The sequence below is a fragment of the Rhodococcus sp. KRD197 genome, from assembly GCF_017168235.1.
Classification (GTDB): Bacteria; Actinomycetota; Actinomycetes; order Mycobacteriales; family Mycobacteriaceae; genus Rhodococcoides.
The window spans coordinates 1-14,808 of record NZ_JABFAO010000001.1 but is presented as its reverse complement, the minus strand read 5'-3'; the positions used below and the strand labels follow the sequence as shown (position 1 = coordinate 14,808).

General features: G+C 63.5%; 12 protein-coding genes, 1 rRNA gene, 1 pseudogene and 1 riboswitch. Of the genes and pseudogenes, 6 read left to right on the top strand and 8 right to left on the bottom strand.

From position 1 onward, the window contains the following. Positions 1-39 precede the first annotated feature (39 nt). The 5 genes from J1M86_RS00070 to J1M86_RS00050 form a co-directional block, all read right to left on the bottom strand. Complete coding sequence (locus J1M86_RS00070; RefSeq protein WP_206508239.1) at positions 40-1,071, bottom strand: TIGR03842 family LLM class F420-dependent oxidoreductase; 1,032 nt, start codon at positions 1,069-1,071, stop codon at positions 40-42. A gap of 3 nt (positions 1,072-1,074) precedes the next feature. Next, on the bottom strand, positions 1,075-2,496 hold the full coding sequence (gene hydA / locus J1M86_RS00065) for a dihydropyrimidinase (protein WP_206508238.1): 1,422 nt from the start codon (positions 2,494-2,496) through the stop codon (positions 1,075-1,077). 1 nt (position 2,497) lies between these two features. Further along, positions 2,498-3,337, bottom strand: a complete 840-nt coding sequence (locus J1M86_RS00060; protein WP_075837431.1) for a nitrilase-related carbon-nitrogen hydrolase — start codon at positions 3,335-3,337, stop codon at positions 2,498-2,500. Positions 3,338-3,450: 113 nt separating this feature from the next. Next, on the bottom strand, positions 3,451-4,968 hold the full coding sequence (locus J1M86_RS00055; protein ID WP_206508237.1) for an ATP-dependent DNA ligase: 1,518 nt from the start codon (positions 4,966-4,968) through the stop codon (positions 3,451-3,453). Positions 4,969-5,008: 40 nt separating this feature from the next. After that, a complete protein-coding gene (locus J1M86_RS00050) occupies positions 5,009-6,550 on the bottom strand; it encodes a carboxylesterase/lipase family protein (RefSeq protein WP_206508236.1) in 1,542 nt (513 codons plus the stop codon). Positions 6,551-6,713: 163 nt separating this feature from the next. Continuing rightward, positions 6,714-6,814: riboswitch (TPP riboswitch) on the top strand. Between J1M86_RS00050 and J1M86_RS00045 the strand changes: the two genes are divergently transcribed. The 5 genes from J1M86_RS00045 to J1M86_RS00025 all read left to right on the top strand — a co-directional run bounded on the left by J1M86_RS00045 (position 6,808) and on the right by J1M86_RS00025 (position 10,524). Beyond that, positions 6,808-7,533, top strand: a complete 726-nt coding sequence (locus J1M86_RS00045) for a TenA family protein (protein ID WP_075837196.1) — start codon at positions 6,808-6,810, stop codon at positions 7,531-7,533. Its footprint overlaps the riboswitch before it by 7 nt. Positions 7,534-7,547: 14 nt before the next feature. After that, positions 7,548-8,534 (top strand): ABC transporter substrate-binding protein, encoded by a 987-nt coding sequence (locus J1M86_RS00040; protein WP_206508625.1) that lies wholly within the window; start codon positions 7,548-7,550, stop codon positions 8,532-8,534. Continuing rightward, positions 8,512-9,405: an ABC transporter permease gene (locus tag J1M86_RS00035; RefSeq protein ID WP_206508235.1), complete on the top strand. Its 894-nt coding sequence runs from the start codon at positions 8,512-8,514 to the stop codon at positions 9,403-9,405. Before J1M86_RS00040 ends, J1M86_RS00035 begins: the two co-directional genes overlap by 23 nt. Beyond that, a complete protein-coding gene (locus J1M86_RS00030) occupies positions 9,402-10,115 on the top strand; it encodes an ABC transporter ATP-binding protein (RefSeq protein ID WP_075837193.1) in 714 nt (237 codons plus the stop codon). Before J1M86_RS00035 ends, J1M86_RS00030 begins: the two co-directional genes overlap by 4 nt. Before the next feature lie 40 nt (positions 10,116-10,155). Next, complete coding sequence (locus J1M86_RS00025) at positions 10,156-10,524, top strand: helix-turn-helix domain-containing protein (protein ID WP_075837194.1); 369 nt, start codon at positions 10,156-10,158, stop codon at positions 10,522-10,524. Between the two features lie 10 nt (positions 10,525-10,534). Here the strand turns inward: J1M86_RS00025 and J1M86_RS00020 are convergent, their stop codons facing one another. The 3 genes from J1M86_RS00020 to rrf form a co-directional block, all read right to left on the bottom strand. Next, positions 10,535-10,855, bottom strand: coding sequence for a colicin immunity domain-containing protein (locus J1M86_RS00020; RefSeq protein WP_075837198.1), 321 nt, complete (start codon positions 10,853-10,855; stop codon positions 10,535-10,537). 212 nt (positions 10,856-11,067) lie between these two features. Continuing rightward, complete coding sequence (locus J1M86_RS00015; protein ID WP_075837195.1) at positions 11,068-11,838, bottom strand: hypothetical protein; 771 nt, start codon at positions 11,836-11,838, stop codon at positions 11,068-11,070. Positions 11,839-12,459: 621 nt separating this feature from the next. Then, a 5S ribosomal RNA gene (gene rrf / locus J1M86_RS00010) occupies positions 12,460-12,576 on the bottom strand. A 6-nt stretch (positions 12,577-12,582) separates the two neighbouring features. On the opposite strand from rrf, the pseudogene J1M86_RS00005 reads away from it, so the two are divergent. Then, a pseudogene (locus tag J1M86_RS00005) lies at positions 12,583-14,808 on the top strand (carboxyl transferase domain-containing protein); the annotation flags it as partial.

Genomic DNA, 14,808 nt, shown 5'->3' with positions numbered 1-14,808 from the left:
TATCGACTGGAGCGTACGACGCCCCGTCCGCAGCCGGGGTCACGAGGTAGCCGTCACCGGCTCGTCGATGAACGGAATGACATGTTCGCCGTAGGCCTCGAGCGTTGCCGACTTCGCGTCGTGCTGCAGATACACGGCGAACTGGTCGACACCGAGTTCGCGCAGGACACTCAGTCTGCTCAGGTGCTCGGCCGGCGTACCCAGCAGACAGAAACGATCGATGACCTCATCCGGCACGAACTCGGCGTGCGAGTTCCCGGCCCTACCGTGTTCGTTGTAGTCGTAACCGCGACGCGCATCGATGTACTCCGTCAGCGCGGTCGGCACGCCGCCGCCGTCGCGGCCGTAGCGCGCGACGATGTCCGCCACGTGGTTGCCGACCATTGCCCCGAACCATCGGCACTGATCCCGCGCATGCGCCAGAGCTTGGGCACTGCCGTCGGTGACGTAGGCCGGTGCCGCAACACAGAAGGTGATCGAGGCGGGATCGCGACCTGCGGCTTCGGCGGCGCAGCGAACACGATCGATGGTCCACGCCGCGATATCGGGATCGGCGAGCTGCAGAATGAATCCGTCGGCTACCTCTCCGGTCAATTCGAGTGCCTTCGGTCCGTATGCGGCCACCCACATCTCGAGCCTGGATGCTCCAGCCCAGGGCAATCGGACCGTCGTATCCCCCAGTGTTGCCGATCGTCCGTTCGCCAGTTCGCGAATGACGTGGATGGACTCGCGCAACGCAGCCAGAGTGGTCGGCTTGCCGCCCAGTGCGCGGACAGCGGAGTCCCCGCGACCGATACCGCACACCGTTCGATTGCCGAACATGTCATTGAGAGTCGCGAACGTGGATGCTGTGACGGTCCAGTCGCGGGTGGCGGGGTTGGTCACCATCGGCCCGACGGTCACGCGCCTGGTCTCGGCCAGAATCTGACTGTAGATGACATACGGCTCCTGCCAGAGCAGGTGCGAGTCGAACGTCCACACGTGTGAGAACCCATGCGTTTCGGCGCGACGAGCGAGATCGATGACACGCGAGGCCGGCGGCGTGCACTGCAGCACGACTCCGATATCCATCACTCACACCAGATTCTGCGACAACGAGCGTTTGACGAAGCGCCCGTGCCCAGGATTGCCGGTGTATGCACCGTCGTCGACGATGACCCGACCGCGCGAGATGACCGTGTCCACGTGACCTTCGATCTCGAAGCCCTCGTAGGCGGAGTAGTCCATGTTCATGTGGTGCGCCTTCCCCACTCCGATACTGGTGTGCCCGCCGGGATCGTAGACAACGAGGTCGGCGTCCGCACCGGGTGAGACGATCCCCTTCTTCGGGTACATGCCGAACATGCGAGCGGGCGTCGTGCAGCACACCTCCACCCACTTCTCGAGGGTGATCTTGCCGCTCTTGACCCCCTGGAACATCAGATCCATCCGGTGTTCGACCGAGCCGATACCGTTGGGGATCTTGGAGAAGTCCCCGACGCCCATCTCCTTCTGATCCTTCATGCAGAACGGACAGTGATCGGTGCTGACGGTGGCGACATCACCGCTACGCAGATATCGCCACAGCTCGTCCTGGTGCCCCTCCGCACGGGACCGGAGCGGTGTCGAACACACCCACTTCGCGCCCTCGAATCCCGGTGCACCGAGCTGCTCTTCGAGGGAGAGATACAGGTATTGCGGGCAGGTCTCGGCAAAGACGTTCTGGCCGTTGCCTCGTGCCTGGGCGATCTGCGCCAGTGCCTGTTTGGCCGAAACGTGGACGACGTAGAGCGGGGCACCGGTGACATGTGCGAGCATGATCGCCCGGTGCGTTGCCTCCTCTTCGAGTTGCCACGGCCGAGAGGTTCCGTGGTAGTACGGCGCCGTGTCCCCGCGCGCGATCGACTGCGCAACGAGCACATCGATGGCAATACCGTTCTCCGCGTGCATCATCAGCAGCGACCCTGTTTCCGCAGCGGTCTGCATCGCACGCAGGATCTTGCCGTCGTCGGAGTAGAAGACGCCCGGATACGCCATGAACAGTTTGAAACTCGTGACGCCCTCGGCGACCAACTCGCTCATGGCCTTCAGTGAATCGCTGTCCACCTCGCCGATGATCTGATGGAACCCGTAGTCGATGGCACAGTTTCCTGCGGCCTTCTCGTGCCACTGCGCCAGCGTGTCCTGCACGCGTTGCCCCGGCGTCTGGATGGCGAAATCGACGATCGTGGTGGTACCGCCCCAGGCAGCGGCGCGAGTACCGGTCTCGAACGTGTCCGAGGCGAAGGTACCGCCGAACGGCATCTCCATGTGCGTATGACCGTCGACCCCGCCTGGAAGCACGTACCGCCCGGTCGCGTCGATGACGGTGTCCGCTGACTGCGTCAGGTCCGCAGCCAGCGCGGTCGAACCCGGCTTCAGTACCGCTGCAATGGTTTCGCCGTCGATGAGAACGTCGAGTAGCTGCGTCCCTGTCGGCGAGACGACCGTGCCGCCGTGGACGAACGTGGTGGCCATGTCAGGGCTTCACCAGTGGCGCATACGCGTCCGGGCGACGGTCTCGATAGAAGGCCCACCTATCGCGCACTACCTTGATCAGATCCATATCGAGATCACGCACGACGACCTCCGGCTCGGCGTCCGAAGCGACATCCCCGACGAATCTCCCCTCGGGATCGACGAAGTAGCTGGTGCCGTAGAAGTCGTCGTCACCGTATTCCGCCTCGACGCCGACACGATTGATCGCGCCGATGTAGTACTCGTTGGCCACCGCCGACGCGGGCTGCTCCAGCTTCCACAGGTAGTTCGACAGTCCACGTGAGGTTGCCGACGGGTTGAATACGATCTCGGCCCCGGCCAGGCCGAGAGCGCGCCACCCCTCCGGAAAGTGCCGGTCGTAGCAGATGTAGACACCGACGCGGCCGACGGCGGTGTCGAACACCGGCCATCCCAAATTGCCCGGCCGGAAGTAGAACTTTTCCCAGAACCCGTTGACGTGCGGGATGTGGTGTTTTCGGTACTTGCCCAGATATGTTCCATCGGCGTCGACGACCGCAGCGGTGTTGTACAGAAGACCGGGCTGCTCCTGTTCGTACACCGGCAGGATCATCACGATGCCGAGTTCTTTTGCCAGTGCAGCGAAGCGATCCACAGTGGGGCCGGGCACGGACTCGGCGTACTCGTAGAACCGTGCATCCTGCAGCTGACAGAAGTAGGGACCGTAGAACAATTCCTGAAAGCACACGATCTTCGCGCCCTGCTCGGCAGCGCTACGGGCGTAATCCTCGTGCGCCTTGATCATCGATTCCTTGTCACCGGTCCAGTTGGTCTGAACCAGGGCCGCTCGAACTGTGGACATACACGTCACTCCGCTCCTCGCCGGCTACCTCACTCAACATAGGAGATGCACCGCCGCCACGTGCGCTGAATCGTGTTACAAAACGGCACACACGGTTTCGGCCGAGTAACGACTCAGGTCGACGACGGCAGCAGCGCGCGAACGGCATCGATCGTGTCCGCTTCGGCGAGCGTCTTGTCGGTCCGGTACCGCAGCACTCGGGCGAATCTCAGTGCCACCCCGCCCGGATATCGGCTGCTGACCTGAACGCCGTCGAGCTCTATCTCGACGATCAGCGTCGGATGCAGGTACACCGTGTGATCGTCACGATCGCGCTCGTGCTTCGGGAATTCCTCCGTCTGCCACTGCAGCAGCACGTCGGTGAGTCCCTTGAACGTCTTTCCCACCATGATCGGTGGACCACCGTCAGGGTCCCGTGCACCGAGATGCAGGTTGGACAGCCAGCCCGTCCGTCTGCCGTAGCCCCATTCCGCGCCCAACACCACCAGGTCGAGGGTGTGTTCGGGCTTGACCTTCTGCCATGTTCGTCCGCGCCGACCAGCTGCATAGACCGAGGACAATGCCTTCACCATGACACCTTCATGGCCTGCATCGAGTGCGGCCTCGACATGCGCGCTCGCAGCCTCGGCGTCCGGGCGAAGCAGCGCGGGAATGCGATGCTGCGGCGCGACCCGATCGAGCGCCTCGAGGCGCCGTTCCAGCGGCTCGTCCAGCAGGTCCTCTCCATCGAGGTGAATGCAGTCGAAGAAGTACGGGCTGAGCAGGAGCTCGTGCGCGCTCCGCGCACCGAAACGACTCATCGTCTCCTGGAACGGGCGGGGCCGGCCACTGTCGGTCAGCGCCAGCGTCTCGCCATCCAGCACCACCGCCCTGCAGGGCAACGCGCGAATCAGCTCCACCAGTTCCGGAACCGCGTCGGTGATCTCACGAAGCGTCCGGGTGTAGACGTGCACATCGTTACCGTCCCGGTGAACTTGTATCCGAGCGCCGTCGAGCTTGTATTCGACGCTGACCTCTCCACCGAACTCCGCCCACGCCGCTTCCAAGGACTCCGCCGGCGAGGCCAGCATGGGACGGATCGGACGCCCGAACTCGAGGCCGAAGGCAGCGAGCGCCTGTTCTCCCCCGCCCAGTGCGGCCATTGCCGTCGCCGACAGCTTGCCGGACAGCATGAATGCGCGTCGGACAGGCTCGACCTTCAGACCAGCGGCTTTGGCGATCGCATCGGTCATGATGCCCTCGAGGGCACCTTGGCGAAGCTCACCCGTCAGCAGTCGAACGAGGAAATCTCGCTCTTCTCGAGTAGCGGAGGCCAGCATCTCCGTCAATAGCTCGCGTCTGCGGGCCGCCGAACCCGGTCCGGAGCTGGCCGCGACTGCGGTGATCGTGGCGTCGACGTCGCCGATGGTGAGAGTGCCGTCCGCAGCGGGCGGGGTATCGATCTCGGCGAGCGTTCGCCAACCGATTCCGATGCGTCCCTGCGGCAGCTCCCCGGAAAGCCACGACACGACGATGCCGGTGTCGGCGGGATCGAGCTCGGCCAATAGCTCCTGCAGCGCCTCGATCTTGGCCTTCCGCGAGCGCGTGGCTCCGACGGTGGTCGAGGTGTCGATGATCCGAGTGAACAGCACGAGAGGAAAATAACCCGTGGCACCGACATTCGATCCACGTTCAGCTGAACCCGAGGACCTCGTCTCCCCAGGCACTGCGGAGCGCTTCGTCCGGGTCGTCGACCACACGGTCCTGACCGTCGATGACCAATGTCGATCTTGCCGACTCTGTGTACAGCGGCCAGTGCTTGCCGCCGTCGAGAAGGGCGGGGACACCGTGTCGAGCGAACGCTACCCATCTCTTCATCACGCGCGCCGAAACCACCGTGGCAGCCTTTCGGCCGCCGAGCCAGAACGTCGGATCGCGATTGAGTGTGCCGAAATTACCGAAGACATAGGGCAATTCGGTTGCGTGGCCGGCACCGATCCGGGCTGCCTTGAGCATCGGCGTCGCGTGGTCGAACCGATACATCCACACCGGCGAGTGCCGACTGTGCGCGTCGGCGATCCACAGGCTGGGCATCTTGAATCCGGCGTCACGCGAAATAGCCAGAGCACCGGCAGTTTTGGATCGATCAGGATACGCGGACATGATCTCGGCGATACGAAAGGCCGGAAGATCCTCGTGGTCGGCGGCGATGGCGCGAAACATCTCGGACACGGTCTCGGACGTGACCGGCATCAACGGCGACTTCATCAACCTGAAGATCGACGCCTCGTCGTGGTTGGTGCCGATGATCAATGGAATGCGATGCGCCAAGCCCTTCTGGAACGCCGCCACCGGATACCGCGGCACGATGTCGGCATCCACGACGGGGGCGAGTCCCAGCGTTCCCGGTACACGCGTGGGAACCTCGTAGCAGAGGGTGTCACTCGCCTCGACAATCCGATCGAAATCCATGGTCTTCAACTCACCGACGCGGTCCGGCGTCAGCTCGAGGAGCTCGAGGAAACGGGCGGCGACCTGCGCGGCTCGGTCCGCGCCGTACACCGACGTGGCCGGTGCACTCTGCACGATCGCGCGATGGAAGAGCCCCTCCGCGCTGGGCGAGGTCATCAGTGTCGTCACCGAAGCGCCACCGGACGACTCACCGAAGAGCGTCACGTTCGACGGATCACCTCCGAATGCCTCGATACACCGTCGCACCCATTGCAGGGCAGCGATGTGGTCGCGCAGGCCGACGTTCGACTCGAACACGGCCTCGTCCGTCGAGAAGGAGGACAGGTCGAGAAAACCGAATGCACCGATTCGGTAGTTGATGGTGACGATCAGCAGGTCACCCGATTCGGAAAGGCTTCGACCGTCGTACACGCTCTGCGCCGCTGATCCGAGCGCGTAGGCGCCGCCGTGTATCCACACCATCACGGGTCTCGGTTCACCGTCCGGTTCCGGTGCCCACACGTTCAGAGACAGGCAGTCCTCGGACATCGGAATAGTCGGGTCCATCGGCACCGGACCGTCACGGCCCTGAGGCGCCATCGCACCGAACGCGGCGCAATCGAGCGAATCCGACCACGGCGCCAACGGGCGTGGCGACCGGAAGCGATGTTCTCCGCCCGTCGCGGCTGCATACGGGATGCCCTTCCAGACAAAGCCGGCGCCGTCACGGTGACCGATCACATCCCCGTACGGCGTGTGCGCTCGGCATGTCGCATCGCTCATGGCACCTCCTCGGTCTCGAACGCCAAGGTACCAACCTGGCGATCGGCCCGCCGGTGGCTCGAAGCTACAGACAAGTACGACGTGAGATTTCGACGACCCCATTGCCCCGTGAGCGGCACCGATGTCATCGGAGGTCGCCAAAGGCGCGTGCTAGGGTCGGCGTTGTTCTGACACGGGGTGCGTTCATAGAAGATGAATGCTGAGATCACACCCGTCGAACCTGATGCAGGTAATGCTGACGAAGGGATGTCAAGGCGATGACAACGCCTGTTTATTCAGTGGACCCTGTCCGCTATACGGATCGATTCTGGGAATCGACGCAGTCACTGCGCGCCGCGATCGATCGGCTCGAATTTCTGACGATGCTCGGTGACGGCACCCTGCCGTTGGAGGTCTTCCGCACCTACATCGAGCAGGACAAGCTCTACCTGGCCGGATACGCGAAAGCGTTGTCCATCCTCGCCTCCCGAGCACCCGATGCCAAGACCGCAGCCTTCTGGGCCACATCCGCTGCGAGCGCGGTCGAGGAAGCGTCGCTGCACGAGTCGCTTCTTTCCGGTGACGCTCTCCCGGCCGCCGACGGACACTCGTATCACTCACCCGCCTGCCTCGGCTATGTCTCCTACTTGATCGCCGCTGCAGCAACGGAGCCCTATCCCGTTGCTGCAGCGGCGATTCTCCCGTGTTTCTGGGTTTACGCCGATGTGGCCGCACGGCTCGCGCCCGCCGCCGAGGACGTACTCCGGAACGATCCGGAGCACCCATACGCCCGCTGGGTGACCACCTACGACTCCGACGAGTTCCGCACAATCGTCGACGGCGCGCGCATTCTCGTCGACGACGCCGCCGCCTCGGCCACCGAAGCGCAACGCGAAGCGATGGTCGACGCCTTCTCGGTTGCGACACGATACGAATTGATGTTCTGGGACAGCGCATTACATCCAACGCCCTGGCTCCGGGACGAGAGCGAGGTCCTGCTGTGAAGAAGCTACTGTCGATGGCGGTCGTCGCCGTATCGGTCGCCGCCCTCACCGCCTGCTCGCAGTCGAACGAGTCGAACACCATTCGATTTGCTCTCGACTGGACACCGAACACGAACCACACCGGATTGTTCGTCGCCCTCGAGGAAGGGTATTTCGCCGACGCCGGCCTCGACGTCGAAGTTCTCCCCTACAACAACACCTCACCGGATACGCTAGTCGATTCCGGTAACGCCGAGTTCGGCATCAGCACCCAAAGCTCGACTACCTTCGCCAAATCTGCCGGGGCACAAATCGTCTCGGTGCTGGCACCTCTGCAGACCTGGGCAACGGGCATCGGAGTCAGAGCCGACCGCTCCGACATCTCGAGCCCGAAGGATCTCGACGGCAAGGTGTACGCCGGATTCGGAGACGTCGGCGAACAGGCCGGACTGCGTCAGGTCATTCAGAACGACGGCGGAACAGGAGAATACGAGACCGTCGTGCTCGGAACCTCTGCCTACGAGGCGGTGTATTCCGGCACCGCCGATTTCACGGTGTCCTATCTGGCATGGGAGGGCATCGAAGCCGAGCACAGTGGTACACCGATGACGTACTTCGCCTACACCGACTACGGCTTCCCCGACGCGTACGCCATCACCATCAGCGGCAACGAGAACTGGCTCGCGGACAACCCCGAGGACGCAACCCGTTTCGTCCAGGCACTGCAGCGCGGCTACCAAGTCGCCGCCGATGATCCGGACCGTGCGGCGCAGGACGTCATCGACGCCAACCCTGGTGTGTTCAGCGACGAACGGCTGGTGTTCGAAAGTCAGCAGATGCTCGCCGACAACTACATGAAGGACGACACGGGAGCCGTCGGTGCTCAGAACATCGAGAAGTGGAGCAGTTACTCGAAGTTCCTGTACGACAACGGCGTCCTCGTCGACGAAGGCGGCAACACGCTCACCTCGGAGCCCGACTGGTCAACCTACTTCACCGATGAGTACCTCAGCACCCAGTAGGGTCGCGGCCGACCCTACTGACCTCGTCGTCGCCGCAACCACGCCGTCGCGGCGCTCGCGAATTCGAGCTGGAATCCGCTGGGCGTTGCCGTCGACAATCCTCGTTTTCGTGTTGGTGGCCGCATGGCAGATCTACGTCACCGTCGGTGATGTGCGTCCGCAGGTCTTGCCGTCGCCCGCACGCGTCCTCGAACAAGGGTGGGCGCACCGCGAGGCCATCGCCGAGAACGCATCGGCAACGCTTCAGGTCACGATCATCGGGTTCGCCGTCTCGTTGGCCGTGGCGTGGATTCTGGCCGTCGCGGTGGACTTCTCGCCATGGCTGAGCCGTGCACTGGTGCCGTTGTTCGTGGTGTCCCAGACACTGCCCATCATCGCGATCGCGCCGCTGCTCATCATCTGGTTCGGTTTCGGGCTGATGCCGAAGATCCTCGTCATCGCGCTGGCCACGTTCTTTCCGATGGCAATCGGCCTCATCGAGGGTTTTGCCGCCGCGGACCGTGATGCCCGATCGTTGCTGGACAGCATGGGCGCGAGCCGGTGGCAGCAGTTCCGTTACGTGCGGCTGCCCTCGGCGATGCCGCGGTTCTTCACCTCGCTCCGCATCGGCATCACGTATGCCGTGGTCGGGGCCATCTTCGCTGAGTACGCCGGGGCGAGCGCCGGCCTCGGGATCTACATGAGCCAGCAAAAGAACTCTTTCCGTACCGACCTGGTGTTGGCGGCGGTGCTCGTCACCGCGCTGATCAGCGTGTCACTGTTCCTCCTCACCTATGTCGCGGAGCGCATGATCGCGCCGTGGGCAATGGAAACCGGGTCTTCCGGACCGGCGTCTCCTGGAGCCCAACCCGGACAGGTGCTCCAGCGATGAGCAGCGTGAACGTGACCCGATTGGCCAAGGCTTACGACGGACGGGCCGTGCTCGGCGACGTGACCTTCGACGTCGACCCAGGCCAGTTCGTGTCGATCATCGGCCCGAGTGGGTCGGGGAAGAGCACGATATTCAACATGCTTGCCGGGTTGGATACACCCGATTCCGGGGCTGTCCAGGCTCCGAGAAGCGCTTACATGCCGCAGAAGGATCTGCTCTTTCCCTGGCGAACGGTACTCGAGAACACAGCCCTCGGTCTCGAGGTTCAGGGGGTTCCCAAGCGGGAGGCGCGGGCGAAGGCGCAGGAACTCTTTCCGGTGTTCGGTCTCGACGGCTACGAGGAGGCCAGACCGGCGCAGTTGTCCGGCGGCATGCGGCAGCGGGCAGCCATGCTCCGCACGGTGGTGCAGGGGCACGACCTACTGCTGCTCGACGAACCGTTCGGCGCACTGGATTCACTGACACGAACAGGGATGCAGACCTGGCTTCAGTCCATGTGGCTGGAGTACGGCTGGACCGTGCTGATGATCACGCACGACATCAGGGAGGCGGTGTACCTGTCCGACCGGGTGATCGTGCTTTCGAACAAGCCCGCTCGCATTCGATGCCAGATCGACGTGCCGCTGCCGCGTCCTCGGAACCTCGAGATTGTCACCACGCCTGCATTCGCGGCAGTCGAAGCCGAACTGATGGGTGTGCTGCTGAGCTGACGACGGGTCGAGGGTGTCGGCGGACAGTAGGGTCGTCCACATGGATCACCGCTACATCGCAGCTGCGCTCTCGCACCACGATGCCAGACGAGTGACGGCCGTGATCGAGGAGCTGGACGGACGAGCACCCGAAGTGGCTCTCGACGGCGTTCCACTCGACGTGGATTCGTCCGCACGACACGCAGTGATGGAGCTGCTGCGCCAACTGGCGACGGGCACGTCGGTGACCATCGCCGCGGTCGGCGACCTGTTGACGACATCGCAAGCCGCCGAGGTTCTCGGCGTCTCCGACACGTACGTTCGAAAACTCGCCGACTCCGGTCGCTTGCCCATCGAGATGCGCGGCTCGCATCGTCGGTTCCGGCTCGAAGACCTGGTCAAGCACCGGGAGGAAACCGCATCCCGATGACGACAGACGATCAGCCTGCTTCGCGGCCGAGCAGCTCGGATTGCAGTGTCAGCAGGTCACGGAACGCTGCGCTCGCCGCGTGCCACAACTGCTCGCTATCGATATAGTCGACGCCCCGCAGATCGACGTCACCACGGTATGCGCCGACGTCGACCGATAGCTTCCGCACGACCGAGGCGACGTCCCGATCGAGGTAGCCCGAGTCCGACCGTTCCAGGGTTCTGAACTGACCAGAGAAGTGGTCGGCGGAGATACGACGATCCACGAACTGCGCGACAAGGATGACGAATCGCGATGCGTGCAACGACGGTGAACGGAAGGAATGTTCCACGGAACTGGCCTCTCCCTGGTCGACAACGCCGCTCGCCGTCGCCATCGATTTCATCGGGCCGAACCATCGCCAACATTCACAGCAGATCGAGGGGTGTCGACGGTTCGTGCTTAACAGGATCTCCGTCGACAATAGTGACCGAAACCAGTCGCATCCGCTGTTTTATCTATCCCTATGACCAGTCACAGTGAAACAAACGCGGTATTGGTGCGCTATCGAAGGGAGCCGAGCGGCAAACGCTCCGGAGTCTCGAGCTCCCAAAACGTCCATCCATCCCTGACTTCGACATCGCCACTTATGTGCGTGGCCACGGCACTCGCCGCTTCCGTGGGGTCCTCGAACCGTCGTCCCTGCATCGGGCCCTGCATGATCTCCAACCGGCCGGTAGCCGGATCGAACCGAGCACACAAGCGATACCCATCGAAATCGGCGACAACGCGCACACGTGGATCGACGAACTCCTCTTCCGCAACGGCCTTCTTCTTACCAGTACGACGAACGGCAGTGCGCACACTTTGTTCCGATGCGGTGCGAGCAGCTTCGGCCAACGCCGGATCGACCGTGGGGTTGAGCCCGAGCAGCGCCCATTTGTCGCGCGCGTGCTGCACCCGGCCGACCGCTATCGCATGATGACCAGTGCGCGTCCGGAGCGGCGAATCCTGCACCCATAGGTCGACTTCACCCCTGATATCGGTCGCCATCTCCTCCGAAGAGACGATGAAGAACGCCGGCTCGCTCTGCGCGAGATCGACGAAGACCCAAAACGAGGAATCCGTATCGTCGGTTTCCAGCGACTCGTCCTGGCGTCGGGCCTTCCAATCTCCCGTTGCCTTGGTTCGCACCCGGACCACACAACTAGTTCCGTCGACGGCCCACACCCGTACCGGGTTGCGGCGAGACGTCGCCAGACGCTCCGCCCGGCCCCCGTGCATCACGACTGCCGTTACAAATGCTCTGATGCCCTGCTCCGATACGTCTTCCATACGCGCCACCTCGAATTCGACTACCCGTACAGATGAAGAGAGGTGCCTACGACGGGTAGCTGCGCGCACGACTCGGATATCACCCCTCAGCCTAGTGCTCTACCATCGCCTTTGAAACCGCGCGCAGCACTTCACCGATTTCGGTGAAGTGCCCGCTGTAGCCAAGCGAGCAGGGCCGACCGATCGGTGGGCCGCTTCGGCGTCGAGGTGCGCCGCGCATACCGCTCGAGCGACGCCGATACTCTCGCTTCGTGTTGGCGTAGGACAAGTTCGTGAAGATACATCGAAGCTCCCTGAATTTCCGAGACTTGCTCGGCGAAACGGCAGCACGATGCACGCCTGCCGCGATAACAGAACGACAACGGGATGGGACGTCGCTATCGTGAATCGATGAGAACCGCTGTCCGCGAAAACACCAGCGCAACAGCGGAATCGGAAATGTCGACCAAGCCATCACCCCATTCGCTTCGAATTCTCCGTACCGCTACGGGAACGATCATGCGGTATCGACCGGCCATGACGCCAGCGATTAATTCGAGCGGTGAGGTGCGACCGGGATGGTGTGGGAATGCAGAAATACCCCCTCGACCTGGTGGTCGAGGGGGTATTTCTGGGGTTTGTGTTCGGCGGTGTCCTACTCTCCCACACCCTGTCGAGTGCAGTACCATCGGCGCTGGAGGGCTTAGCTTCCGGGTTCGGAATGGGACCGGGCGTTTCCCCTCCGCTATGGCCGCCGTAACTCTGGATATGCATCCGTTGACGGGGCAGCGGTTGAATCTGTGGCGGCTCAAGAACTTCGACGGTAAGCGGCTCCCCGCGGCACCGGGAACGTATCTGTTCCAGCTCAACGCCAAGAACAACCCGGCCGATGAACGCTTGATGGCACTCGCAGAAATCCGGGGTGTGACAACACAACTCGACGACAACGGCGATGTCGTCGCAGTCCCGGAAATCGAACGGACCATCGCAGCCTGCCTCGACGGCATCCGCCGCGCACAAGCGGGCCGCGGCCGCAAACGCCTCGACTCCAACCGCGTCACCCTCTACGTTTGGCCCGTCCTCGACGTCCCCGCAGACCGACTCGCCACCATCGCCCGACACATCGCCCCCTCCACCATCGGCGCGGGCCTGGAAGAAATCACCATGATCGCCCGACTCAAAGACGGCGACAACCCCATCCGCGAAGTCGCCATCCGATTCTCCTACCGATCCGGCGCCGGAGTCGTCGCCAAGATCACCGACAAACCCACCGAACCCCTCCGCCCCCTCGACGAATACACCCAGAAAGTCCAACGCAGCCAAGCCCGCGGCACCGTCTACCCCTACGAGCTCATCCCGCTGCTCACCGGCACCGGTGGCACCTTCACCGAATACGACTTCGACTCCGCCGGCACCCTCGCCCCCGTCGAGCGCCCCTACGGACACAACACCGCCGGCATCATCACCGGTGTGCTCAGCACACCGAGCGAGCGCTACCCCGAAGGCATCACCCGCGTCGCCCTCTTCGGCGACCCCACCAAAGCCCTCGGCACCGTCGCCGAAGCCGAATGCTCCCGCATCGTCGCCGCGATCGACCTCGCCGAACACCTCGGCGCCCCCGTCGAATGGTTCGCCCTGTCCTCCGGCGCCACCATCTCCATGTCCACCGGCACCGAAAACATGGACTGGGTCTCGCGCGGACTACGCCGCATCATCACCTTCACCCAAGCCGGCGGGGAGATCAACATCGTCGTCGCCGGCATCAACGTCGGCGCCCAGCCCTACTGGAACGCCGAAGCAACGATGCTCGCCCACACCAAAGGCATCCTCGTGATGACCCCCGACAGCGCCATGGTCCTGACCGGCAAACAGTCCCTCGACTACTCCGGCGGCGTCTCCGCCGAGGACAACTTCGGTATCGGCGGCTACGACCGCGTCATGGGCCCCAACGGACAAGCCCAATACTGGGCACCGAACCTGCGTGCCGCCATCGAAGTACTCTTCGCGCACTACGACCACGCCTACACCGCACCCGGAGAACGCTTCCCCCGCCGCGCCATCACCGCCGACCCCGCCGACCGCGACGTCCGCAGCTACCCACACGTGCACCCGGCATCGGACTTCACCACCGTCGGCGACATCTTCTCACCCGTCACCAACCCGGACCGCAAGAAACCCTTCGACATCCGCACCGTCATGCGCGCCGTCGTCGACCAAGACCACACCGTCCTCGAACGATGGGCCGACATGGCCGATGCGGACACCTCCGTCGTCATCGACGCACACCTGGCCGGCATCCCCGTCAGCGTCATCGGCATCGAATCACGCGCCATCGCCCGCAAAGGCTGGTTCCCCGCCGACGGACCCGACCAATGGACCTCGGGCACACTGTTCCCCAGCAGCTCCAAGAAAACCGCCCGCGCCATCAACGCCGCCAGCGGCAGCCGCCCCATCGTCGTCCTCGCCAACCTCTCCGGCTTCGACGGCTCCCCCGAATCACTACGCACCCTGCAACTCGAATACGGCGCCGAAATCGGACGAGCCATCGTCAACTTCGACGGACCGATCGTCTTCTGCGTCGTCTCCCGCTACCACGGCGGCGCATTCGTCGTCTTCTCCGGCGCACTCAACGACAACATGGAAGTCCTCGCCGTCGAAGGATCCTTCGCCTCCGTCCTCGGCGGCGCACCCGCAGCCGCCGTCGTCTTCACCAGAGACGTCAACGCCCGCACCGCCGCCGACCCCAAAGTCACCGAACTCGAAACCGCACTCGCCGCAGCCGACACCGACGCCGACCGCGCACACCTACGCATCGAACTCGCCACCACCACAACCGAAGTTCGCAACGCCAAACTCGGCGAAGTCGCATCCGAATTCGAAACCATCCACAACATCCAACGAGCCCAACAAGTCGGATCCGTCCACCACATCGTCCCCGCCGCCGAACTCAGACCACAAATCATCGCCGCAATCGAACGCGGCATAACCCGC